Annotated in this window: 15 protein-coding genes, 4 pseudogenes and 1 riboswitch; of the genes and pseudogenes, 6 read left to right on the top strand and 13 right to left on the bottom strand. The window is 41.6% G+C overall.

All coding sequences use genetic code 11. The features are described 5' to 3' along the window. Nucleotides 1–678: 678 nt before the first annotated feature. Both JCM19038_RS02075 and JCM19038_RS02070 read left to right on the top strand, forming a co-directional pair. A complete protein-coding gene (locus JCM19038_RS02075; protein WP_042413966.1) occupies nucleotides 679–1,473 on the top strand; it encodes an HAD family hydrolase in 795 nt (264 codons plus the stop codon). Between the two features lie 29 nt (nucleotides 1,474–1,502). Further along, nucleotides 1,503–2,855 (top strand): YjiH family protein, encoded by a 1,353-nt coding sequence (locus tag JCM19038_RS02070; RefSeq protein WP_042413964.1) that lies wholly within the window; start codon nucleotides 1,503–1,505, stop codon nucleotides 2,853–2,855. Nucleotides 2,856–2,992: 137 nt separating this feature from the next. Here the strand turns inward: JCM19038_RS02070 and mqo are convergent. The 5 genes and pseudogenes from mqo to JCM19038_RS02045 all read right to left on the bottom strand — a co-directional run bounded on the left by mqo (nucleotide 2,993) and on the right by JCM19038_RS02045 (nucleotide 7,905). Further along, nucleotides 2,993–4,452: pseudogene (gene mqo / locus JCM19038_RS02065) on the bottom strand (malate dehydrogenase (quinone)). 391 nt (nucleotides 4,453–4,843) lie between these two features. Continuing rightward, nucleotides 4,844–5,446 (bottom strand): hypothetical protein, encoded by a 603-nt coding sequence (locus JCM19038_RS02060; protein WP_042413961.1) that lies wholly within the window; start codon nucleotides 5,444–5,446, stop codon nucleotides 4,844–4,846. Nucleotides 5,447–5,790: 344 nt separating this feature from the next. Next, entirely contained in the window at nucleotides 5,791–7,032 is a 1,242-nt protein-coding gene (locus JCM19038_RS02055; protein WP_238554245.1) for an alpha/beta hydrolase, read from the bottom strand. Nucleotides 7,033–7,227: 195 nt separating this feature from the next. Next, complete coding sequence (locus JCM19038_RS02050) at nucleotides 7,228–7,617, bottom strand: type II toxin-antitoxin system PemK/MazF family toxin (protein ID WP_238554244.1); 390 nt, start codon at nucleotides 7,615–7,617, stop codon at nucleotides 7,228–7,230. A 21-nt stretch (nucleotides 7,618–7,638) separates the two neighbouring features. After that, nucleotides 7,639–7,905 carry a hypothetical protein gene (locus tag JCM19038_RS02045; RefSeq protein ID WP_042413956.1) on the bottom strand — a complete coding sequence of 89 codons (267 nt, stop codon included), beginning with the start codon at nucleotides 7,903–7,905 and terminating at the stop codon, nucleotides 7,639–7,641. 193 nt (nucleotides 7,906–8,098) lie between these two features. Between JCM19038_RS02045 and JCM19038_RS02040 the strand changes: the two genes are divergently transcribed. After that, nucleotides 8,099–8,704 (top strand): lipoprotein, encoded by a 606-nt coding sequence (locus tag JCM19038_RS02040; RefSeq protein ID WP_042413952.1) that lies wholly within the window; start codon nucleotides 8,099–8,101, stop codon nucleotides 8,702–8,704. Here JCM19038_RS02040 and JCM19038_RS02035 read toward each other — a convergent pair. After that, on the bottom strand, nucleotides 8,651–9,256 hold the full coding sequence (locus JCM19038_RS02035; RefSeq protein WP_042413949.1) for a hypothetical protein: 606 nt from the start codon (nucleotides 9,254–9,256) through the stop codon (nucleotides 8,651–8,653). The genes JCM19038_RS02040 and JCM19038_RS02035 overlap by 54 nt on opposite strands. A 155-nt stretch (nucleotides 9,257–9,411) precedes the next feature. Continuing rightward, a riboswitch (Lysine riboswitch) is annotated at nucleotides 9,412–9,591 on the top strand. 204 nt (nucleotides 9,592–9,795) lie between these two features. Here JCM19038_RS02035 and dapA point away from each other — a divergent pair. Beyond that, nucleotides 9,796–10,683: a 4-hydroxy-tetrahydrodipicolinate synthase gene (gene dapA, locus JCM19038_RS02030; protein WP_042360070.1), complete on the top strand. Its 888-nt coding sequence runs from the start codon at nucleotides 9,796–9,798 to the stop codon at nucleotides 10,681–10,683. 48 nt (nucleotides 10,684–10,731) lie between these two features. Next, nucleotides 10,732–10,968 carry a membrane protein insertion efficiency factor YidD gene (gene yidD / locus JCM19038_RS02025; protein ID WP_042413946.1) on the top strand — a complete coding sequence of 79 codons (237 nt, stop codon included), beginning with the start codon at nucleotides 10,732–10,734 and terminating at the stop codon, nucleotides 10,966–10,968. 49 nt (nucleotides 10,969–11,017) lie between these two features. Here the strand turns inward: yidD and JCM19038_RS02020 are convergent, their stop codons facing one another. The 5 genes and pseudogenes from JCM19038_RS02020 to kapB all read right to left on the bottom strand — a co-directional run bounded on the left by JCM19038_RS02020 (nucleotide 11,018) and on the right by kapB (nucleotide 16,417). Beyond that, nucleotides 11,018–12,187, bottom strand: coding sequence for a M24 family metallopeptidase (locus JCM19038_RS02020; protein ID WP_042413943.1), 1,170 nt, complete (start codon nucleotides 12,185–12,187; stop codon nucleotides 11,018–11,020). 36 nt (nucleotides 12,188–12,223) lie between these two features. Then, nucleotides 12,224–13,602: pseudogene (locus JCM19038_RS02015) on the bottom strand (aldehyde dehydrogenase family protein). A gap of 81 nt (nucleotides 13,603–13,683) precedes the next feature. Continuing rightward, nucleotides 13,684–14,724: a homoserine dehydrogenase gene (locus JCM19038_RS02010; RefSeq protein ID WP_042413939.1), complete on the bottom strand. Its 1,041-nt coding sequence runs from the start codon at nucleotides 14,722–14,724 to the stop codon at nucleotides 13,684–13,686. A gap of 15 nt (nucleotides 14,725–14,739) precedes the next feature. Next, a complete protein-coding gene (locus tag JCM19038_RS02005) occupies nucleotides 14,740–15,933 on the bottom strand; it encodes a cystathionine gamma-synthase family protein (RefSeq protein ID WP_042413936.1) in 1,194 nt (397 codons plus the stop codon). Between the two features lie 124 nt (nucleotides 15,934–16,057). After that, nucleotides 16,058–16,417: a sporulation phosphorelay system protein KapB gene (gene kapB, locus JCM19038_RS02000; RefSeq protein WP_042360074.1), complete on the bottom strand. Its 360-nt coding sequence runs from the start codon at nucleotides 16,415–16,417 to the stop codon at nucleotides 16,058–16,060. Nucleotides 16,418–16,565: 148 nt separating this feature from the next. Between kapB and JCM19038_RS01995 the strand changes: the two are divergent. Beyond that, nucleotides 16,566–17,512, top strand: a pseudogene (locus tag JCM19038_RS01995) (aromatic acid exporter family protein). 29 nt (nucleotides 17,513–17,541) lie between these two features. Here the strand turns inward: JCM19038_RS01995 and JCM19038_RS01990 are convergent. Together JCM19038_RS01990 and gltB are read right to left on the bottom strand one after the other, a co-directional pair. After that, nucleotides 17,542–19,029, bottom strand: a complete 1,488-nt coding sequence (locus JCM19038_RS01990) for a glutamate synthase subunit beta (protein WP_042413929.1) — start codon at nucleotides 19,027–19,029, stop codon at nucleotides 17,542–17,544. Nucleotides 19,030–19,056: 27 nt separating this feature from the next. After that, nucleotides 19,057–23,636: pseudogene (gltB, locus tag JCM19038_RS01985) on the bottom strand (glutamate synthase large subunit). Nucleotides 23,637–24,008: the final 372 nt, after the last annotated feature.

Raw genomic sequence — 24,008 nt, 5'->3', positions numbered from 1 at the left:
ATCTGAACGATATTATATCTCCAAAATAAGAAAACGCATTCTAAAAACAATAGATTCCGTGTTTTGGGGATAATAACTACACATAAAGCTCGGCTATAAAGTTTGCCTGAATAATTCAGCGCAGAAAAAATAAACGATTTCAATTCGTAACGCTTTCACATTTTTATTTTAACACGTCAAGTAACAGGATACAAAAGATAGTCGTGATTTTGTTTGTTAAAATGACAAACTTTTTTACTGTTTTCCCTTGTGCCTTTTCTTGTAAACCGTTCGATTTTGACATGATTCGTCAAAAAATCTCTTTACTTACCGAGTTCCACGTTTCAATTATAGGCATTTAAGACTATCTCTTTCCTCTTTGATAACAGTCAATTACTGCTGTACCGCTTTACTTAATAGGAGTCTCAGTAACGTTACTTTGCCGTAATGTCTTGCAGTTGTTCTTTTTAGTAAATCCGTCTTTGTTTTTACACGATTTTCCACAATCTAACGTTGCATTTTCTGTCTTTATTACTCAATTCCACGCAACCGCTCTCTTTAATCCTATATCTATTATTCATTCAATGGATGAACATCTTTTGTTTAGAATAAATGAAATTTTAGCTTATACTACACGCGCTTTGCCTTTTTATGCTACAATGCGAGTAATTATACAACGAGACGAAAGGTGGGTGTACCGTGATTAATACGTTAATTTTCGACCTAGATGATACGCTCTTATGGGACAAAAAGAGTATTAAAGAAGCTTTGCTCGCAACGTGTAATGACGCATACAGAATAGCTGGAATTGACGCCGATCTTCTATTTAATGCGGTAAAAGAAGTTGCACCTATTGAATACAAGAAACAAGACTTCTATCCTGTCACCGTTGCTTTAGGTATTAATCCGTTTGAAGGATTATGGGGGAATTTCAATGACGTGAATGATTCCAGATTACGGCAAATGGGTGACAGTATCTCCGTATATCAATTCGATGTATGGATGGAGTCGCTTCGTTCAGTTGGCAATGAAGATTTATCACTAGCAAGAAAGCTCGCGAAACGATTTATTACGTATCGTGAAACACTGCCATACGTATACGAGGACACGTTTGATGTTCTTTCATCTCTTCAAAAAACGTTTCAACTCGTACTATTAACGAATGGCGCACCAAGTTTACAACAAAAGAAATTACAAATGACACCTGCATTAGTACCTTTCTTTAATCGTATTTTTATATCTGGTTCATTTGGTGTCGGAAAGCCTGATACTTCACTATTTAACCACTGTTTATCTCAGCTAAACATCAAGCCGGAAGAAGCGGTCATGATCGGTGACAACCTTCATACGGATATTATCGGTGGAAATGGGGTTAACCTAACGACAGTGTGGATTAATCGAGAAGGCAGCTCCAATGATACGGACATCATTCCAACGATTGAAATTAAAAACTTACGAGAACTAAACGAAGTTCTTGAACGGATCTCTATTTAGCAATTTATACATCTTAAGGTGGGCACATCATGACGACTAAATCGACTAAGCCAATTCTTTGGTTTATTCTACCTTCATTACTCGGACTATTTATCTTTATTTTCCCAGTGTTTTATACGATAGATGGGGAACGAGAAATGACAATTCCAATCGCATTTCTTTCGAATCTTGCAGGTGATATTCTTGCACCCGTCATCGCCGAATTAACGATTACGTTAGCTGCAATTTCTGTGATTGGCAGTTTGTTATATACATTCACAAATGCTGCATGGTTACAAAAGCCAATCTTTCAATCAATCTTTGCCGTTACACCATTTTGGTTAATCGTTCGAATCATTGGGTTTACACTCGGTCTTTTAATCATCTTTCAAATCGGACCGGAGTGGGTATGGGGACCAGATACTGGCGACTTAATTTTTGAACTCGCCTCCTTACTCATTACTGTGTTTTTATTTGCCGGGATTTTTCTTCCACTTCTGTTGAACTTCGGTCTACTAGAATTTGCCGGTACATTAATGAACGTAATTATGCGTCCATTGTTCCGTCTTCCTGGCCGTTCATCCATAGACAGCCTTGCTTCTTGGTTTGGAGATGCGACGATTGGGGTTATGATGACGAACCAACAGTATATGGAAGGTCATTATACGAGAAGAGAAGCTGCAGTTCTTGGGACAACCTTTAACATCGTTTCTATTACGTTTACGATCGTTATTTTAGGTTATTTGAGCTTAGAGCATCTGTTTTTCCCTTATTACATGACGATCGTCATAGCTGGTTTTGTGGCAGCCATTATTATGCCACGAATTCCTCCGCTTTCACGATTTAGCGAAGATTATTATGAACACGCAACACCACAAAAAGAAGAACCTAAAGACGGACGACCACTACTGAAACGCGCTTGGCAAGGTGCTTTAACGAGAGCGAGTCAAGTCCATATCGTAAGCACTGGTAAACAAGGCTTTAAAAATGTCCTTGAATTGTGGATTGGTGTGATTCCGATCGTACTTGCCTTCGGTACAGTAACGATCATCATTGCAGAACAGACGCCACTTTTCACTTGGTTAGGTACACCGTTCATACCAATTCTAGAGTTAATGCAAGTTCCTGAAGCGCAAGCAGCATCTGAGACGATACTGATCGGGTTTGCTGATATGCTTTTACCAGCATTAATTGGTGCCGAAATTCAAAGTGAAATGACACGTTTTATTATTGGTTGTTTGTCTGTCACACAGTTGATCTTTATGAGTGAAGTCGGTGGATTGTTACTTGCTTCAAAAATCCCTGTTAACTTCATGCACCTTGTCATGATCTTCTTATTGCGTACGATCATTACGTTACCGATTATCGTTTTATGTGCTCATATCGTATTTATGTTTGTGTAAAGAAAGTGTACGTGGGATTTGTTCAATCCACGTACACTTTTTCTTTTTGCGGAATTCAAGCTATTCTCAAGGCACAAATTGTTATACAACTAAAAAGGCATTGAACGAGTTTCCCCTCTCAATGCCTTGATATTATATTAGTTCATCGCTAAGTCTGTTTGTTCAGCAGACAACTTAAGCGTTTTTGCTGTAGACGCTTCTAATTGCTTGAACAGCTCACGGTTCTCAGCGAGTGACTGCCCGTATGATGGAACCATTTCTTTAATCTTTGGCATCCACTCATCCATTTGATCTGGATAACAACGTTTTAACACTTCAAGCATTACGTGAACAGCCGTAGATGCACCTGGAGATGCACCGAGCAATGCAGCTACAGAACCGTCTTCACTCGTAACCACTTCCGTACCGAATTGAAGGGTTCCTTTGCCACCGTCTTCCGTATCTTTAATTACCTGAACACGCTGACCTGCAACGACATATCCCAATCTTCGCTTTTGGCATTCGGGACGAATTCACGCAGTTCTTCCATGCGCTTCTCTTTTGACAACAACACTTGTTGAATAAGATAACGAGTTAGCGATAACTCTTTTACCCCTGCAGAAAGCATCGTCATCACATTTGACGGGCGAACGGAATTGATTAAATCCATATTCGACCCTTCTTTTAAGAATTTCGGAGAAAAGCCTGCAAACGGTCCGAATAATAATGACTTTTTATTATCAATATAGCGCGTATCTAAGTGAGGAACTGACATTGGCGGTGCACCGACTTTAGCTTTTCCGTACACCTTCGCATGGTGCTTTTCAACGATTTCAGGGTTATGACAAGCCATAAACAATCCACTTACTGGGAAGCCACCGACGTTTCGTGACTCAGGAATACCTGTTTTTTGGAGTAATGATAAGCTTCCTCCACCTGCGCCGATAAATACGAACTTTGTTGTATAGATGTACACTTCGCCTGTACGCATATCTTCAACTTTTACTTCCCATTTGTTGTCTCGAATCGTCCGCTTTAAGTTCATCACTTTATGCTTATAGTGGATATGAAAGTTCTCACCTTCAAGTTGATTAAATAAAATACGCGTCAACTCACCAAAATTGACATCAGTGCCTGTGTCAATCTTAGTTGCCGCAATTGGATCATTATCAGAGCGATTCTCCATAACGAGTGGGAGCCACTGCTTTAATTGCTCAGGATCCTCTGAGTATTCCATGCCTTCAAATAAAGGAATATCTACAAGTGCATCATAACGCTTTTTAAGAAATTCAACGTTCTTTTTGCCGTGCACAAGACTCATATGAGGAATCGACATAATAAAGCTTTCTGGATTCTTCAATAAACTTTGATCGACTAAATACGACCAAAATTGTCTTGAAATTTGAAACTGCTCATTTACGTTAACCGCTTTTTTCGTATCAATTGAACCGTCAGGTTTTTCGGAAGTGTAGTTGAGTTCACAAAGTGCTGCATGCCCTGTTCCAGCATTGTTCCACTCATTGGAGCTTTCTTCCCCTGCGCCTCCTAGTTTTTCTAAGACCGTGATTTCCATGTTCGGTGCCAATTCTCTAAGTAACGCTCCAAGTGTGGCACTCATCATACCCGCACCGATTAAAACCACATCGGTTTCTATTTGTCTGCTCGTCATAAAAAACCTTCCCTTTTACTCATTAAATGTTTAGTTACTCTAATAAACCTCATTAAAGTAACAGCAAAAGATGTTTCTCGTCCTTGTCCTATCATACCACAGACTATCCTGTAATTGGCTAGTGTTTCCGATATAAATGAATAGACATTCACTAAAAACAACCTCAATACCCTTCAGGTTGAAAGCGCATACTTCTATTGTTCGACAATTTCTTCTTTTCTCTTTTTATAACGTTGCAAAAGATCGCTTCGTTTATTCGTTCCATTTTACTCAATTACTTGTGCGTACGTTCATTCAGATCATTCATTCGTGACCTTTGTACACAAAGAAAAAGCCCAGTTTACACTGGGCTTACTGAAATCATCTGTTGGCGCTTTTTATAAAGCATTAATTGGTGCTTTAATTTCGCTGATTTAATCGTCACACTCACTAACTTGTGACAGATCATTTGCTTTCGTAAGCTTTCAATCGTTGATGGACTAAACTGTTCCTCCACTTCAACTACTTCAATGTAACGATTAAATACAGTAGCAATTGTATCTCCATTCGTAACGAAGTTGCCGTACTTACGATACGTTTCCGACATGTTCCATAGCTGAACCGTCGTTGTAAGAAGTTGAACGAACAAAGCTTCATTTCCTTCAAGTTGGAAATCATTTTCTCTTTCTAAGTCCTGCATAAACTTTCGCAAATCTTTATTATAAAAGAGAGCTTTCTGACGCGTTGTTTTTGAACGCACACGCCAACCCCGTTGTTTTTGTCGTGATTGCAATGCGCGTTTTAGTGATTGCAGTTCACTCTCATCTAGTAAAAATACCGGCTTTGATTTCTTCACAAATTCATCGACCTTCTGTTCAAGAAACTCCACCACATCATTATTGTCTGAATGGTACGTAAGTTGACGACGTTTATCACGTTGTCGTTGCGTAAAATTGGTAAGCATCAGAGAGCCCCCTTTCGACATATTCCTCTATCCAAAAAGTAGTCTACCACACCCCATGCTAAAATAAAATAGAGAAAACAAAAGAATTAACGAAATTATTGACTTCTATTCGCAACTCATCCAATCAAACAGACGTATTTGCCTAAATATCGCTATATTTATCGATAAATCGGTTCCTTTCACTTATAAACTGTCGCGATTCATGTTTTTACGTACACTTGTAGTCATCATCCATTGATTCAAAATAAGAAGATGAATGGCTCCGTCATTCATGAACTTTAAAGAACAAGAGAAGGGTAAGGATTAACAATCCTTACCCTTCTCTTCTATTTAAAAATCTAAGCTTACTCAGCTTCATGACTTATCTCTGATTGGAAAAAACCGTCCGCTTGTTCAACAAACGTGTGAAACAGTTGCGTAAATTGAATCGACAACAAATACGCTGCCGCTACATGTGCTTCAACCTCTTCACGCACCCTGGAAAAACCAGAAGGCGCTTCACGATCAATCACTTGAAAGCCGACCATCACTCGCTCTTCTTCTTCCCATTGTGACGATAAAAATGCCAAGCTATCATCAATTGCAAGATTCCCTGTCGTCATCACTTCATAAAATGATAAGAACCCGTGCATAACACCTTCGTATCTCAAATTCTCAACGTAAACACCATCTGAGAATAACTTCTCCGCATACAGTTCTCCTTCATCTCTTAGCGGATCAAATTCTGCAGTAGCGATGAATGCTGGTGGCAGTCCTGCCGTCGTTTTTGCATCAAGTGGCGAAACGTATGGATTCTCCCACATGTCTTCCCCTGGCGTATACGTCGCTCTAGCCTTTTCCATGACAGAACGAGATAACAAATACTGTCCGCTGCTATATTGCTCTCTCGTTTCTAACGGATAATCATGAAAAGTCGTAAGCGGATAATACAGCAATTGTGCAGTTATTTCTGGACCATTAAAATCTCTAGCCTTCATCGCTGTGACGGTTGCAATATTTCCTCCTGCACTATCACCTGCAACGGTAATGTTGTCAGGATCCCCTCCCCAAACAGGAGCTTGTTGTTCAATATATAAAAGTGCGTCATACGCATCCTCAACCGCTTTAGGGAAAATGTGCTTTGGCGCGAGTCGGTAACCAACACTAATGACTATTGCCCCTGAACGGCTCGCCAGTGCTCGTACGATGTTGTCATGCGTTTGAATGCTTCCATACCCTTCCATAAACGCGCCACCGTGATAATAAACGATAACTGGCGCATCTTCACTCTGAATTGGCGCGTACATTCTCGCATCCAAAAACTCGCCGTCACTAACTGGAATGGTCAAGTCTTCACGATAAAACGACGGTCTAACATTCGACGTACCCGTTAGTCTTGTCAGAAATTCCGGTGCCTTTAAATTCTCACTTGGAACAATCAGCTGGTTATTAATGGCGTGCAACACAACGCCCGTTTTTGCTGGCAACGTACCTTCAGATGTATTAGACCATACACTTACAAAACTCGAAAGGATCATACCAAAGCCAATTGTAAGTTTTAACATCATCACAATGAATCCCCACGTCTTAGAAGATAACTTGTTCACGGTGTGATCGCTCCCCTTCGAGTCGTATTATGCTTATTTATGTCACTTTACCTTTATTTTCATGTATGTTTTCCATAGTATATCATAGGATTACGAAATTGTTGCGTTATTTTTTTATTTTATCACATCTTTTTACATAATCAGGCGATAAAAAACCGACTTGGGGGACAAGTCGGTTTTACAACTATGTAGCTACTACAAATCGCGTAAGCCGATGCTAATTTCAAGTGCCTCGTTGACTTTTTTCATCATATTGTCATCTAGATGTGTAATTTTATCCGTCAAGCGTTGCTTATCAATCGTACGAATTTGTTCTAAGAGTACGACGCTATCCCGGTCAAATTTGTGTTTGTTCGCATCGATTTCTACGTGTGTGGGCAACTTAGCTTTCTTAATCTGTGCAGTGATCGCCGCAACAATAACGGTCGGACTAAACCGATTCCCGATGTCATTTTGAATGACGAGGACCGGTCTTACCCCCCCTTGCTCTGACCCTACAACTGGAGATAAATCTGCAAAGAAAACATCACCTCTTTTGACGCTTTTCTTTGCAGCTGGATGTTGGGATTCTTTTTGGTTGCTCACCTCATCCATTCACCTCCTTGTTTAGTAATGCGAGGCCTTTCGTATCGTTTTCATACGTTCTTGGGCCTCCCATTCACAGTATGCAAAGGATTCGGATAGACGACGATTAATCGCTGCCATTTCCTCATAGCCTTGCTTTAATTCCTGAATGAGTTGTTCTTTCTTTTTGCGCTCAACGTATTGTTGAACCATTTTGAAGAACAGTTGGTCCTGTTCTTTCTCAGTCAAATGCTTGATCTCACTAAAAAGTTCTTCAGAAAGCGGTATCGCTATTTTCTCTGAATGCATGATCCTTTTAGCCCCCCAGCCATGTATTCCCTAACTATTATAAGTGAAATTAGCAATGGAATAAATGCTTTTACACAAGATTTATAGCTATATAGTGTAAGGGTGACCGAAATCCATTTCCTTCATGCATATTCAAAACAATCGAAAAGCATACTACCTTTCATAAACTTACTTACAAAAAGGACGTGAACGTATGAAAAAGCTAACCAGTTATATCCTCCTTATCGTGCTACTTACTGGTTGCAATCAATATGGAGAGGATTTACAGCAAGATTTAAAAGCTCAAGATCGTGAACCTTATCATGAAAATCGAGAACCGAATACGTTGTATGTAAATCATAATAACAAGAAGCCTAGTGAAGACATCTTAATGTATAGCGATGAACACGGTCATTACTTAACACAATTCCATGATCATCTTGAGGCGCTATACAGTGCGATGGATCGTTCAGACTTTGAAGATGCAAAAACCCATACGAGAGCGCTCTATGACCTAACCGAACAACATGAAGCTGATGCTACGCCTGAAGAATTCGAATTAACGAAAGAACTCATCACTGGCACGAAAACAGACCTTCGTGGCGTCATGAAAAACATTAAGCGTTGTGAAACGTCACGAAAAGGCTGCGACCGCGCACAAATTCATACGGAAAACTTGACAACATGGCTTGAAGTTATGGAAGACACGTATGAAGAAGTTTATACAATCTTGGAATTACAAACTGAGAAGAAGGGCAGTAGATGGTTATTGCAACCATCCATTGCCTCCTTTTTGTATTTCATATTCCATATCATTTAAGAAATCCATAAAATCTTCCCGATATTCCGGATGCTCGGCTTTTTCAGCTGCACGTATTCGATTCACGCTTGCGCGGTCGGTAAACAGTTGATACTTATGATTGCTACTGCTGCCCGAAACGATATCATCGATAGCTTTGTTTAGGTCTCGTTCATTCACTGTGTCACTTTCTAAACCAATATACAAAATTCCGCCTAAGTTCACGACGTACGCTTCGTTTACTGGTCGTAGATGCTCAATCTTCCGCTTCACACTTTCAGTTAACTCCACATGATCAAAAGCTTGACTGTCATTGATTTCTTTTGCTTCATGTTGAAGAGCGTACGGGCTGTCGCCGCGTCCTCTATCTTTGAACTTCCCTGTACGCGACGTACTTAAACGGTTTTTATGCCATCCATAGTCTTTTTGACTATCCTTTTCCATAGAGTTTAGTTTTAAATACTCCGGTCGGTCGAGTTCGGGATGATTGTTCATCGCAGCTTCATCGGTGGCATCCGTACATCCCGTCAAAAGAATCGTTAACGTAAGCGCACTATAGATAATTCTTCGCATGGACCCTTTGCACCTCCTTACTTGTTATACTTTCTCTTTTTGTATAGGATTATTTCCGGGAAAAAGAGATAAGCAATCCATATACAGGATGTTTATTTTTGGTTGCATACGAGCCAATCCTTTGTTAGTATGTAGGTAGTTCAATACAAACTTCTTCTGGGAGTAGAGGAGCAATAACCATTAGTACGATTACGGAGGTACGTGAGTGCCTATGAAGTATTCTGAAAGGGGAAATTGCCGAAGCTAAAGAGAGCTCACGCTTTTGAGGCTGGTTATACACTGAATAAGTGTATGGCTGTCATATAGCACTTGCTATATGGAGGGCTATCTCACGCATGGAGTGCTTTTCTTGATGAGAAAGGTTACCATGCAACAATGAGTCCTCTCATTGTTGTTTTTTTGTTCGTACAAAATGCTTAGGTAACCGCCCGTTATGTGGGTTAATACAGCACGAAACAGTGAAAAGCACATAGTATAGTTGTGTTAAGCCCCTCGTTAAACACGAAATTCTTATAACAAACATTGAGGGTGATGAGAAGATGGATTTTGGAAGAATTGCAACAGCTATGGTAACACCATTTAATGAGAATGGTCAGATTGATTTTCAAGCTGTAACGAAACTAGTGAACCATTTAATAACAAATGGTAGTGAATCTCTTGTCGTTGCTGGCACTACAGGCGAATCACCAACGTTATCAAGCGATGAGAAGTTAGCACTTTTTAGACATGTCATTAAAGTCACAGATGGCCGAGTTCCTATTATTGCTGGAACAGGTAGCAACAATACAAATGCGTCAATTGAATTGACTCAAGCCGCTGAAGAAGCTGGTGTAGACGGCATTATGCTCGTAACACCGTACTATAACAAACCTTCTCAAGAAGGAATGTACCAGCATTTCAAAGCGATTACTGAATCAACAGCTCTACCAATTATGCTCTACAATGTACCTGGTCGTACGGTTGTAAGCCTTGCTCCTGAGACGACAATTCGACTGTCCCATTTGCCAAATGTCGTTGCTATTAAAGAAGCAAGTGGTGATTTAGATGCCGCTTCAATGATTATTGAGAACTCTCCAGATGGCTTCGAGCTATACGGTGGCGATGATAGCATGACCTTACCGCTTATGAGCATTGGTGCAAAAGGTGTCGTATCCGTTGCTTCACATGTGATCGGCAAGAACATGCTGCAAATGGTACAACAATTCGAGAACGGCAATACGAAAGTTGCCGCTAAGCAACACCGTGAACTTTTACCCGTTATGAACGCTATGTTTATGGCTCCAAACCCAGTACCAGTTAAAGCAGCACTTGAAATGCAAGGAATTATTTCTGGCGATGTTCGTTTACCGATGATTCGATTAACGAGCGAAGAAAGCCAAGTGCTCTATTCAATTTTACAACCGAACGCTACATTTCACGTAGGCTAATGCATGAAGGCAACGAGACGTTGCCTTTTTGTGTTGATGGAGGCAACCATGTTAAAAAAAATCGTCATCGCTCCCATTCGTTTATATCAAAAATACATTTCCCCTGCGACGCCTCCAACGTGTCGATTTCAACCGACATGTTCACAATACATGTTGGATGCCGTCTTGATTCACGGTGTTTTTAAGGGTGTCTCACTCGGAGTGATTCGAATTCTAAAGTGTCACCCCTTTCATAAGGGCGGATTTGATCCTGTCCCTCCTGAAAAGAAAAAAACGTCTGAATAACGCTTTTGACCCTGCACTCGAACATTTAACGAGTGCAGGGTCAATTTGTTTACATCGTCTTTTCATAAACGTCACGAGGAAAATTCGTTAACGTTTCTACCCCATTATCAGTAATAAGCACAGATTCTGTAATCTCAACTCCAAATTCATCAAACCAAATGCCTGGCATCAAGTGAAACGTCATTCCAGGTTCTAATAATGAGCGGTCACCTTTTCTAAAACTAATCGTATGCTCACCCCAGTCTGGCGGATAACTCAAGCCAATTGAATAACCGAGACGTGACGCTTTAATAAATCCGTGTTTTCCAATCGATTCACGCCAAACTTCCTCTACTTGTTCAGCAGTTACTCCTGGTTTCATAAAGTTAAGCGTTTCTTCAATACCTTCTGTGACCACTTTTCCGACATCAATGATTTCTTTTGGAGCTTTCTTGATTGCCATCGTTCTTGCAAGCGGTGCATGATAACGTTGATAACAGCCTGCAATTTCAATCGTCAAAAAATCCCCTTCTTTGTATCGTTTATCTGTCCACGTCAAATGAGGACTCGCAGTGTTTTTGCCTGTCGGGAGCATAGGTACGATCGATGTGTAATCACCGCCAAATTCAGCTGTCCCGCTCACCTGTGCGTGATAAATGGCAGCAGCCACATCATTTTCGCGAACCCCGACATCGACTTTGTCATATGCCGCTTGCATGGCTTTCTCAACAATTTTGGCAGCGCGACGCATAAACGTAATCTCAGCTGGACTTTTTTGCAGGCGCACCCAGTTGACGATCGTACTTGTGTTCTTAAATTCCGCTTCAGGTAATCCGTACGTTAAACGCTCATGACACATCGCCGTATAGTAAAACGCGTCCATCTCAACGCCTACTTTTCGCTGTCCTTGACCGAGGTCTGTCAAAATATTGGCGACAAAATCCATCGGGTGTTTAATTGTTGATTGGACGAACTCATCTGGATACGGAATAATTCTCGTATGGTCGATCCACGTCGTTGTTTTTGCACTATGGGCATCCATTTCACGTCCGATCCAAATCGGTTCTTCTTCATCAATGAGTACAAGAACGACTTGATGAACGTAGAAACTCCATGCATTATAACCTGTTAAATAGCACAGGTTCGAAGGGTTCGAAAGAATGAGCACTTCAACACCGTACTCTAACATTTTTTGCTTCGTCTTATTCATGCGCAGTTGATATTCTTCCCTTGAAAACATCTACCCACAACCCTTCTTTACGACGTTTAGTCTTTGTTATTGGTCTTGGTTGTTAAAGCAAACCACACGTTGTTCAGTCATTTCTACCATTGCATCATACACGCCTTCTCTTCCGACACCCGATCCTTTCGTACCGCCAAAAGGCATCGCATCAATGCGGAAGTCACTGCTATCATTAATCATGACACCACCAACGTGTAAGTCACGTATTGTGTTGTGCGCCGTTTGCAACGACGTTGTAAAGACACCCGCTTGCAACCCGTAATTGACTTCATTTGCCAGTGTCATCGCTTCATTGTACGTTGTAAACGATTGAATCATCGCTACAGGACCAAAAATTTCTTCTTGATACAATAACGAATCTCTCGGAACATCTTGCATAATGGTTGGCTCGACATAATTTCCGTATTTCTTACCACCTATTAAAACGGTAGCGCCAGCATCAACCGCTGCATCAACCCACTCAATCACTCGGTTTGCTTCGCGTTCGTTAATTAATGGCCCCATATCATCTTGTTCGTTCTTTTTATCTCCAAATTGAAGAGCAGCTGTTTCTTCCAAACAATACTTCGTGAAGTCTTCAACCACTTGCTCGCTTACGAGCATTCGTTGGACGCTAAGACAATTTTGTCCTCCTGCTGCAAACGCCCCAGAAACCGCGGCTTTCGCTGCTTTTTTACATCTGCATCTGCAAAAACGAGAAACGGCGAGTTCGCACCGAGTTCCATGCTAATCTTTTTAAGACCAGCATCTTTTGCGAGTTTCTCTCCAGTTCGAAGCCCTCCTGTAAAGCTAATTAGCCTCACTTCTGGATGTTCAACGAGTGGAGGGATGACGTCTTGTCCTCGCCCTGTTACAACATTTAAGATGTGCTTTGGCAAGCCTGCTTCAATAAACTTTCTCGTTAACCATAACGCAGATAACGGTGTTTCTGTAGCAGGTTTTAAAATGACCGCATTGCCTGAAGCGATTGCAGGACCAATCTTATGAGCAACGAGATTTAGCGGGTCGTTGAATGGCGTAATTGCCCCGACAATCCCAATCGGAAAGCGCACCGTATAGCCGTGTCGATGTTCACTTCCTTCCATTTGATCGAAGTTCAACGTCGTTCCACCAATTCTTCTTGCTTCTTCTGCACAAAGGCGTAACGTTTCTGCGGCTCTTCTCGCTTCACGCCTCGCTTCTGAAATTGTCTTCACACCTTCAGATGAAATGATTTGTGCAATCTCTTCACGTTCATTTAATATACGCTCAACCACATTCAATAAAATGTCCATGCGTTGTCTCGTTGACATTTTGCTCGCAATTTTCAATCCTTTTTTTGCAGACCGTAACGCTTCTTCCATATCTGCTTTTGTTCCTTTTGGAACCGTAGCAATCAACTCATCAGTTGCTGGGTCGTATACGTTAATCATTTCTTCTTTTTGCTTCCAAATTCCCGAAATAAACATCGCTTGTTCATGCTTTTTCATTTCAATCATCTCAAACACTCCAATCTAACGAGTAGTCTTTGGCAATGACAGAATATCGATCAATACGGCAAAACCTGTTTCAGAAATTCCAGCTCCAGCCCCAATGAGGGTAATGTCCCCGGATAGGTCACACGAATAGGTCACAGCGTTTGTTGCGCCTTCAATTTGTGCGAGTGGGTTGGTTTTATCTAAAAGAACAGGCTTTACTTCCCCTTTTACGATGCCTTGTTCATTTGTAATCGTTCCGAGGAGCTTCCACACTTGTTGCTGTTCATTTGCTTTTTGTATGTCGTCTAATTGTATGTTCGTAATCCCAGTCGTCGGTACGTCTTCTCGAGTAAGATTTGCACCGAGCAAAACATTCGCTAATATAATGACCTTTCCTTGAACGTCATAGCCTTCGACGTCATTTGTCGGATCTGCCTCAGCATACCCTTTCTCCTTCGCTTCTTCTAAACTCTCAGAATAGCTTTTTCCAGAGGTCATCGCTGTGAGCATATAATTGGTCGTACCGTTAAAGATACCCGAAATCTTCGTAATGTCATTACCTTTTAACGTCTCTAATGGCATACGAAGTGCCGGTGTTCCACTCATTACCGTTCCTTCAAAGAGAAGCGAAACACCGTTTTCATCTGCAAGTTGCTTTAACTCGTTGTAAGCTTTTACGATCGGACCTTTATTCGTCATCACAACGTGTTTCTTCGCTTGTAATGCCGCTTTTGTATGTGTAATTGCAGGCTCTCCAGTAACGACATCTGTGAATGTTAATTCAACAATCACGTCCGCATTCGTTTGTTGAATCGTTTCAACCGCACTTAATCCTGTGATCGTTCCTGCTCGTTTTGGATAATGGTGCAACGTACCGTCAATATCTAAGCTCTCTTTAACATCTTGTAGGGAAAGTCCATCATCATGATGGACCGACCCTTTATACAAATCAGCAATTGAAACGATTGTGATTTTGCGGTTATATTGTTCTTCTAATTGCTTTTTCTTCTGTTCGACGATCGTAAGAAAACCTTGACCGACGCCACCGAAACCGATAATGGCTACTTTTTGTTCCATCTACGACACTCCAATTCACTGTTTAACTGTTAATGCTTTTAACGCCATTTCGAGATCTTCTTTCAAATCTTCAAAATCTTCAATACCAGCTGAATAGCGAATGAGTCCATCTGGAATCCCGAGCGCTTTACGTTCTTCTGGTGTTGATTCTACATGACTTGTCGTTCTTGCTGGACCTACGGTAGTTTCTACAGCGCCAAGGTTTGCTGCACGATTTGCATACTTTAGTTTCGGCAACACCAATTTCACTGCATCCATTCCTCCGACGAGTGAAAAACTAAACATGCCTCCAAACCCTCTCATTTGTTGCTTTGCAATCTTGTGATTTGGGTGATCTTTTAAGCCTGGGTAAAAAACGTCTTCAACCATCGGATGCTTCTTCAAATATTCCGCTAATTTTGTTGCGTTCTCGGTTTGTTTGTAAACACGTAGATGCAACGTTTTCATACCACGAATGAGTAAATATGCAGCCATCGGGTCTAGTGTAGCACCGTTGATTTCCCGGTAATGATACACTTCTTCTACGAGCGCTTTACTTCCTACAAGCACGCCTCCAAGTGCATCGGCGTGACCACCGAGAAACTTCGTTGCTGAATGAAGGACCAAATCAGCACCAAGTTGCAACGGGTTTTGTAAAATTGGTGTTGCAAACGTGTTGTCTACGATCACGAGTGCATTGTGATTTTTGGCAACGTCAGCAATTCGCTCAATATCTGTAATTTTCACGGTAGGATTCGTCGGTGTTTCTAAATAAACGATGCTACAGCCTTTTTCAATTTCTTCGATCATTAGCTTATGATCACCGGTTTCACAAAGCGTAATATCAATGTTTAACCGCGGCAAAAACTCACTAAAGATTTTATTCGTTCCACCGTACGTATCTTTAATACTTACGACTCGATCCCCTGGTCGTAAAAACGTTAATAACGTGTTGCTAATTGCTGCCATACCCGTTGAAAAGCTCGTTGCTGCTTCAGCGCCTTCCAACTCTTTCACTTTATCCTCGAAACTTGAAACCGTAGGGTTTGTATTTCGGCCATAAATGTGACCTTCCGCTTGACCGACTGCCACTTCATACCAATAATCTAAATCGTCATACGTGTAAGCAACGCTATGAACGACTGGCACTTGGCTTGCGCCGTGCACTCTGTACTTCTCTTCTCCTGCCCAAACCGTCTCTGTCGCTAACTTCGGCTGTCTTTCTTTCATAATCCCTCTCCCCTTCGTATGGATGTTACAAAAAAATTAAGTTTTCTGTAAAAAAGAGCGTAAGAAAAGAGGACGACGGAAAACGTCACCTCTTTTTTGGATGCTCATGTATAAAATTATCGCGTTACTTTTCGTATCTTGTTTGCAATTCTTTTAAACTCGAAAGCGCTTTTTCACCAAATTCATCTTCCCGTTTTTCCATTTTGGAAATTTCGGCTTCTACCGCTTCGTGCAAACTTTCTTCATAAGAAGGAAGATCATCTGAATAGGCTTTGACGGTAACCGTTGGCACCCATGCCTTTTCTAAATATGCAAGTGCGTTTCTTTGATGAAATAGTGGTACATCTGTTGCAAATCCTTGATGAAGATCTCCTTGCATCGGATGCTTTTTGACTGCTTTCACTTGAAGAAGTGTTCGTTCGCCACGTTCTTCAACAACTTCTCCGATGTAGATTCCTGTTTTGTACTTACCGGTTACGTACACCCCATCACTCCCCTCAAACCAACTATAGGAAAATTCAATTCTATCATACGTGATCTTTTCTATATTGTTCAAGAGCTTCTTTTAAATTCATGCATAATTATTTTTTTCCGTTACATACTAACTGTAAAAATTTGAAAAAGATTGAAGGATGAACGGCATGTCACTATTCTTTTTGCGTAGCTCAAAGCGACTGATTAAACTCTTGACGTCCATGACTTTTAGCCTTTTGCTTTGTCATCTTCTCTCAATTCCGCCGTTATTTGCGATTGTAACGACTTGCTTTGCCCTTGAGAATACGAGCTTTGATGCCGTTCGTAACGGAGCTGTCCGTCTCGGGTCTGCTCTTGTTGGTGCCGGTTTTGCCTCGTCTTCTACTTTATTCTCGGAGCCCATCCGCTCATGTATGCCAGTGTTGTGATCGTCATCATTCTCATCATGAACGTGTTCGTCTATAAACGATTTACGATGATCGCATCCATCACAGCCTTTGCCATTATGCCTTCCATGTTTGATCATCATTTAGAATTTTATAGTGAACGAGTGATGAGTTCTATGATTGGAATTATGGTTTCGACCGTTGTGAACATGTATGTGTTACCGAATAATTTCATGCCTGAACTACGAAATAAATATGAACGATTAATTGAGCAAGCAGCGATCATTTCACCGCTTAACTCATACACGAAGAAAATGATTCAAAAGCGCTTGAATGAGTTCGAACGCATGGCTGCAAAACAAAGAAAACAATGGCGGTTGCGTCCTGGTAACGCAAATGAGACGAGACAATTACGATACTTTGAGCATCAAAAACGTTTCCTAGCTGAACTTTTTCAACAGCAATTTGCATTTATTGAACAGCCACCTTCACCGTACATTGTGCAATTTATTATGCGTCTTCCTGCTCATTACAGGAAATTAGGACGAGCTGAACGGCGGAAGCTATTGCACTGGCTTGATACGATTGCCCCGAAAATCCCTGCCGATTTCAAAGCGAATTACGAGTATGTTATGCAGCTTCTGTTTGTCTTGGACCGTCCTTCTTATTTACATACATTCCATCATGACAACCAACAGAAAAAGCACGTAAAAGCGTGAATTCGCTTTTACGTGCTTGATTAACTTTTTTATACTAGAATCGTTGACCCCATTAAATATCGATCCACTTCACGTGCTGCTTCTCTTCCTTCATGAATCGCCCAAACGACAAGGCTTTGACCGCGACGGTTATCACCTGCAGCATAGACACTCGGTACGCTCGTATTGTATTGACCATATTCTGCATCAACCGTACCTCGGTTTGTCGTCTTCACACCCATTTGTTCAAGAAGCTCTCGTTCAGGTCCGGTAAATCCAATCGCTAATAGCACGAGATCCGCATCCCAAACTTTTTCAGATCCAGTTATTGGTTTACGTAATTTTTGTCCGTTTTCAAACACTGTTTCTGCTTGTACGGCTTCAAGACCGACTAAAACACCATCATCATCAGTCACAAAACGAGTCGTTAACCATTGGTATGCTCTAGGATCTTCTCCGTAAACGGCTTCTGCTTCTTTATGTCCGTCTTCTTTCGCAAACGTTAACGGAAATAATGGCCACGGGTTTCCATCATTACGCGTTTCACCTTTGATTTTGTTAATATCAAATTGTGCAATTGACTTCGCACCGTGACGTACAGATGTTGTAATACAATCCACACCTGTGTCACCGCCTCCGATCACGATGACATTTTTGCCAGCAGCAGAAATGTATTGACCGTCTTCATGCTTTGAATCGAGCAATGACTTCGTGTTTTGTGTTAAGAAGTCCATCGCAAAATGAACACCCTTAGCATCGTGCCCCGGCACATCACTAACGCCACGTGGTACTTGTGCTCCAGTACACAAAATCACCGCAGAATAGTCATTGTTCAATTGTTCCCAAGAAATCGTTTCACCGATGTTAACGTTAGTCTTAAACGTAATGCCTTCTTCCTCTAAAATACGAACGCGTCTCATGACAGTTTCGTAAGGAAGTTTAACGTCAGGAATTCCGTACGTTAATAGACCACCAACACGATCTTCTTTTTCGTAAACAACGACAGTGTGACCGACTTTATTAAGTTGGGCTGCTGCTGCAAGACCAGCAGGTCCTGAACCAATAACGGCGACACGCTTTCCTGTTCTCTTGCGAGGTGGCTTCGCTTTAATCCACCCTTCTTTAAACCCATTTTCAACGATTTGCCATTCAATTGATTTAATCGTAACCGCATCATCATCAATGGCAACTGTACAAGAACCTTCACAGGGTGCTGGACATACTTTACCCGTGAATTCTGGGAAATTATTTGTCTTGTGCAAACGTTCTAACGCATCTTTCCAGCGGCCGTGATAGACGAGATCGTTCCATTCAGGAATTAAGTTGTACACTGGACAACCAATTTCATCTGAACCAGGAACGTTCGTTCCTGCTTGGCAAAAAGGAACCCCGCAATCCATACATCGTGAAGCTTGTTGCTCAATGTCGGACTTTGGTGGTGTTACATGGATGTCTTGCCAATCTTGAACACGATCACGAGGATCACGTTTTTTAGGTACCTGTCGTTCAATTTCCATAAATCCAGTCGCTTTACCCATCGTTTCCCCTCCTGTTCAAAACCGTGATTACTTAACCACTGCTTTCGCTCGCTTGCTTTCATCAAAAGCGGCCATAACCGCTTCCTCTTCAGAAATACCTTCTTTAATCGACGTATCAATCGCTTTTAACATGTTGCGATAATCTGTTGGAATTACTTTAACAAAGTGCGTTTTTTCTTCATCCCAATTTGCTAAAATGCGATTACCGATCGGGCTTTTCGTGTGTTCTACATGTGCTGTAATAAGCGTTTTTAGCTCATCTGCGTCATGTTGTTCTAGTTGATCAAGCTCGACGAGTTCACGGTTGCAGTGAGCTTCAAACGAAGCTCTTGGGTTGTACACATAACTCACACCACCAGACATACCAGCAGCATAGTTTTTACCTGTGTCACCTAACACAACGACCGTTCCACCTGTCATGTACTCTAAAGCGTGATCACCGACACCTTCGACGACGACTTTTGCACCACTATTTCGAACACAAAAACGTTCTCCGGCAATCCCAGAAATATACGCTTCACCACTCGTCGCACCGTAAAGCGATGTGTTACCAACGATGATATTTTTTTCAGGTTCAAGTGGCGCATCTTCGTGAGGATGAACGTAAATCTTACCTCCAGATAAACCTTTGCCGATATAGTCGTTGCTATCGCCTACTAGGCGTAGCGTCATTCCTTTAGGAACAAACGCTCCAAAACTTTGTCCAGCAGAACCTGTAAACGTTAAATCGAGCGTATCTTCAGGCAAACCTTCTGCACCGTAGCGCTTCGTAATCATACTTCCAATGACCGTTCCAACCGCTCTGTTAATACTCCAAACTGGGTAGGAGCGTTTTAACGGCGTTTTATTTTCAATTGCTGGTAAGCAGCTGTCCATGAGCATTGTCGTATCGAGTGATTCACCAACAAGGTGCTCTTGCTCACTCGTTCCAAAATGTGCCGATTGATTTTCAGGATTTGGACGATATAAAAGCGATCGTAAATCAAGTTGCTTCGCTTTTTCGCCAATAACATCTTCACGTTGCTCGAGTAGATCTGCGCGTCCAATCATGTCATCAATTTTCGTAAAACCGAGCTCTGCCATTAATTCACGCATTTCTTCAGCGATGAACGTCATAAAATTTACGACATGTTCAGGATCACCTGCGAATTTCTTACGCAGTTCAGGGTTTTGCGTTGCAATCCCGACAGGACACGTATCAATATGACAAACACGCATCATGACACATCCGAGCACAACGAGTGGTGCTGTCGAAAGAGCATACTCTTCTGCACCGAGAAGAGTTGCGACCACTAAGTCACGACCTGTCATCATTTTCCCGTCAGTTTCTAACTTAATACGATTACGCAGTCCATTCATTACTAACGTTTGATGAGCATCTGCCAAGCCAATCTCCCAAGGTAGACCGGTATGTTTAATGGACGTTTTTGCAGCCGCTCCTGTACCGCCGTCATAACCACTAATGACAATTCCATCCGCACGGCCTTTCGCAACACCTGCAGCAATCGTACCGACTCCCGTACCTGAAACGAGCTTTACGCTTATCCGTGCATCAGGATTCGAATGTTTTAAATCGTGGATTAATTGCGCCAAATCTTCAATTGAATAAATATCATGATGTGGTGGTGGTGAAATTAAGCCAACTCCTGCTGTAGTTCCACGCACTTTAGCTACCCAAGGGTACACTTTATTGCCTGGCAATTGTCCACCTTCACCTGGCTTTGCACCTTGCGCTACTTTAATTTGAATCTCATCAGCATTGACTAAATAATGACTCGTCACACCAAATCGTCCGGAAGCTACTTGCTTGATTGCACTTCGTCTTAAATCACCATTGTCATCCACTGTAAATCGGTCCGGGTCTTCGCCACCTTCACCAGTGTTCGATCTTCCGCCGATTCGGTTCATGCAATCGCAAGCGCCTCATGCGCTTCTTTTGAAATCGAGCCAAATGACATTGCCCCTGTTTTAAAGCGTTTAAAAATTTCTTCAACAGGCTCAACTTCATGAAGCTGCACACTCGGACGATCTTTCTTTAATTTAAGCAATCCACGTAATGTCGTTTGCTTTTTCTCTTGTTCATTAATTGACTCGCTGTAGGATTGATAAAGTTTGTGGTCATTCGTTCGACAAGCATGTTGCAACATATGAATCGTGTGTGGATTATATTGATGTTCTTCTCCATCTCGTCGCCACTGATGATCGTCACCTTCTTCAAGTGTTAATTGATCATGCTCAAGTTTACGATAAGCGGTCGCGTGACGCGTAATGGCATCCTTTGCAATCGTTTGTAAATCTATGCCACCTATTCTTGTTGGCGTCCATGTAAAGTGTTGATCAATCACTTCTTTTGAAATTCCAATCGCTTCAAAAATCTGTGCACCACGATAACTTTGGATCGTACTGATACCCATTTTTGAGAGAACTTTCATCATGCCTTTTGTAGCTGATTTAATGTACTTCGACACAGCTTCAACATAGGAATGCGTTTTAAGATTATCACCTCGAATTAACCCTTCTAACGAATCGAAAATTAAATACGGGTTAATCACTTCTGCACCGTAACCGAGCAACACACAATAATGGTGTACTTCACTTGCTTCACCTGTTTCAACGAGAATGCTTACTTTCGTACGATTCCCCGTGCGAATGAGGTAATGGTGCAAACTTGAAACGGCTAGCAACATCGGAATTGGCACGGCAGAACTACTCACGAGTTTATCGCTTAATACGAGCAACGTTTTGTCATCATGTAACGCTTGATCAGCTTCTTTATGAATTTGTGAAAGTGCTTGTTCAATACCGCTACCATCATGAGACGGCTCAAATGTCGTTGAAATCGTCACCGCATGTAGACCCGGTTCGTCACAATGAATGAGCTTTGCCATCTCTTCATTTGTGACGAGTGGGGTATCCAAATAGATATGCCTTGCGTTTTCTTTTGTCGGATGTAACAAATTACCTTCACGACCGATTGTCGTTCCAACTGCTGTTACAACTTCCTCACGAATTACATCGATCGGAGGATTTGTCACTTGCGCAAACTGCTGCTTAAAGTAGTTGAAGAGCAGTTGAGGATTATCGGACAAGACCGCTAACGGATTGTCATACCCCATCGAACCGACTGGATCGGCACCGTCGGTAACGAGCGGCTTAATCATTTTATGGATTTGCTCAAACGTATAGCCGTGAACAGCTTGCTTTAAACGTAACTTCGTCTCATCAAACTCCGTTACTTCAACGGCACTCTCACGAATATCGTCTAGCGTCTTTAACTCTTCATTTACCCACTCTTTGTATGGGTTTTCATTAATAATGGACTGTTTAACGTCTTCATCAGGGATAATGCGTCCTTCTTCTGGGTCAACAATCAGCATTTGCCCTGGCTTTAAGCGATTCTTTTCAACCACTTTACCTGGCGCAGTCGGCAATACTCCGACTTCTGAACTCATTACAACGATATCGTCTTCAGTCACGATATAGCGCGATGGCCTTAACCCGTTACGATCAAGCGTCGCTCCAACCCGTTTTCCATCTGTGAATACGATTGCAGTTGGACCGTCCCACGGTTCCATTAACGTACTATGATATTGGTAAAATGCGCGTTTATCATCACTCATATGTTCAGCATTTTGCCAAGGTTCTGGAATCATTAACATTGCTGAATGGGCAAGCGAGCGACCTGATAACGTAAAAAACTCAAATGCGTTATCAAACATCGATGAATCGCTACCACTTTCATCAATGACAGGACGAACCTTCTCGAGATCTGCTCCAAATAATTTAGATTGGAATACCGCTTCTCTAGCATGCATCCAATTCACATTACCTTTAATCGTATTAATTTCACCGTTATGCATCAAATAACGGTTCGGGTGAGCGCGCTCCCAACTAGGGAATGTATTCGTACTAAATCGTGAATGAACGAGAGCGATTGTACTTTTAAACGTTTTCTTCTTTAAGTCGATAAAGAACGTACCGAGTTGTTCTGTCGTTAACATGCCTTTGTATACGATTGTTCTTGTTGAAAGACTAGCGAAATAAAAAGAATCCTCTTCTTCAAGTAACGATTGAACGGCCTTTTCTGTCCGCTTTCTCACGACGTACAACTTTCTCTCTAGCTCATCGTCGATGAGTCCATCAGCAGCAATAAATACTTGTTGAATATAAGGCTTTGCCGCAAGAGCGGAATCACCAACACCATTTGTATTCACCGGTACATCACGAACACCGATTACGTTTGCACCTTCTTGTTCAGCCATTTGCGCTAACATTTCTAGTGCACGCTTACGTCTTGTGTCATCGGTAGGTAGAAATAGCATCCCGACACCATATTCACCTTTTTCAGGCAATTCGAAGCCTGACTCGACTGCTGCTTCTTTGAAAAAGCCGTGTGGAATTTGAAGTAAAATCCCAGCACCGTCTCCTGAATTAGGTTCTGCCCCTTGTCCACCGCGATGCTCAAGGTTGGCTAGTAGATCAAGCGCACTTCGTACGATCGTATACGAAGGTTGACCTTTCATATTCGCCAAAAAGCCGATTCCACAATTGTCATGTTCAAATTCGGATCGATAAAGACCCTTTGGATTAGTATTGTCATGAAACAATTTATTCCACCTCTTTCTTAACAAAAAAGATCTCTTCACGAAACTAGTAAAAATGATCTTACCACTTATCTGAACCTTCGGCAAATTGCAAGCACCGTTTATTCCAGCATGTAAGCGCTTAATATAATGTCACTAAAGGAAAAAATCTAACAATGATTTTTATGATTTTTACGTTTCTTTTTGAAATTTATACAACTTCTATTCAGTTTTGAAACCTAATACTTTTGCGCACGTATATAGATCAAGACAATCCGAAAGTGAAAATGGTATAATGTAAGCATACATTTGCACGCATACGGTGAACGGAAAGGTGGAAACGACATGCAAGAAGATAAACCAAACGAAGAGTTAGATGAAACGAAACTTTGAAAC

Origin of the sequence: Geomicrobium sp. JCM 19038, from assembly GCF_000698125.1 — a bacterium.
In the GTDB taxonomy this organism is placed as follows: Bacteria; Bacillota; Bacilli; order Bacillales; family Marinococcaceae; genus Geomicrobium_A.
Note: the sequence above shows the minus strand (reverse complement) of the source record. Positions and strands in the feature narration are given on the sequence as shown.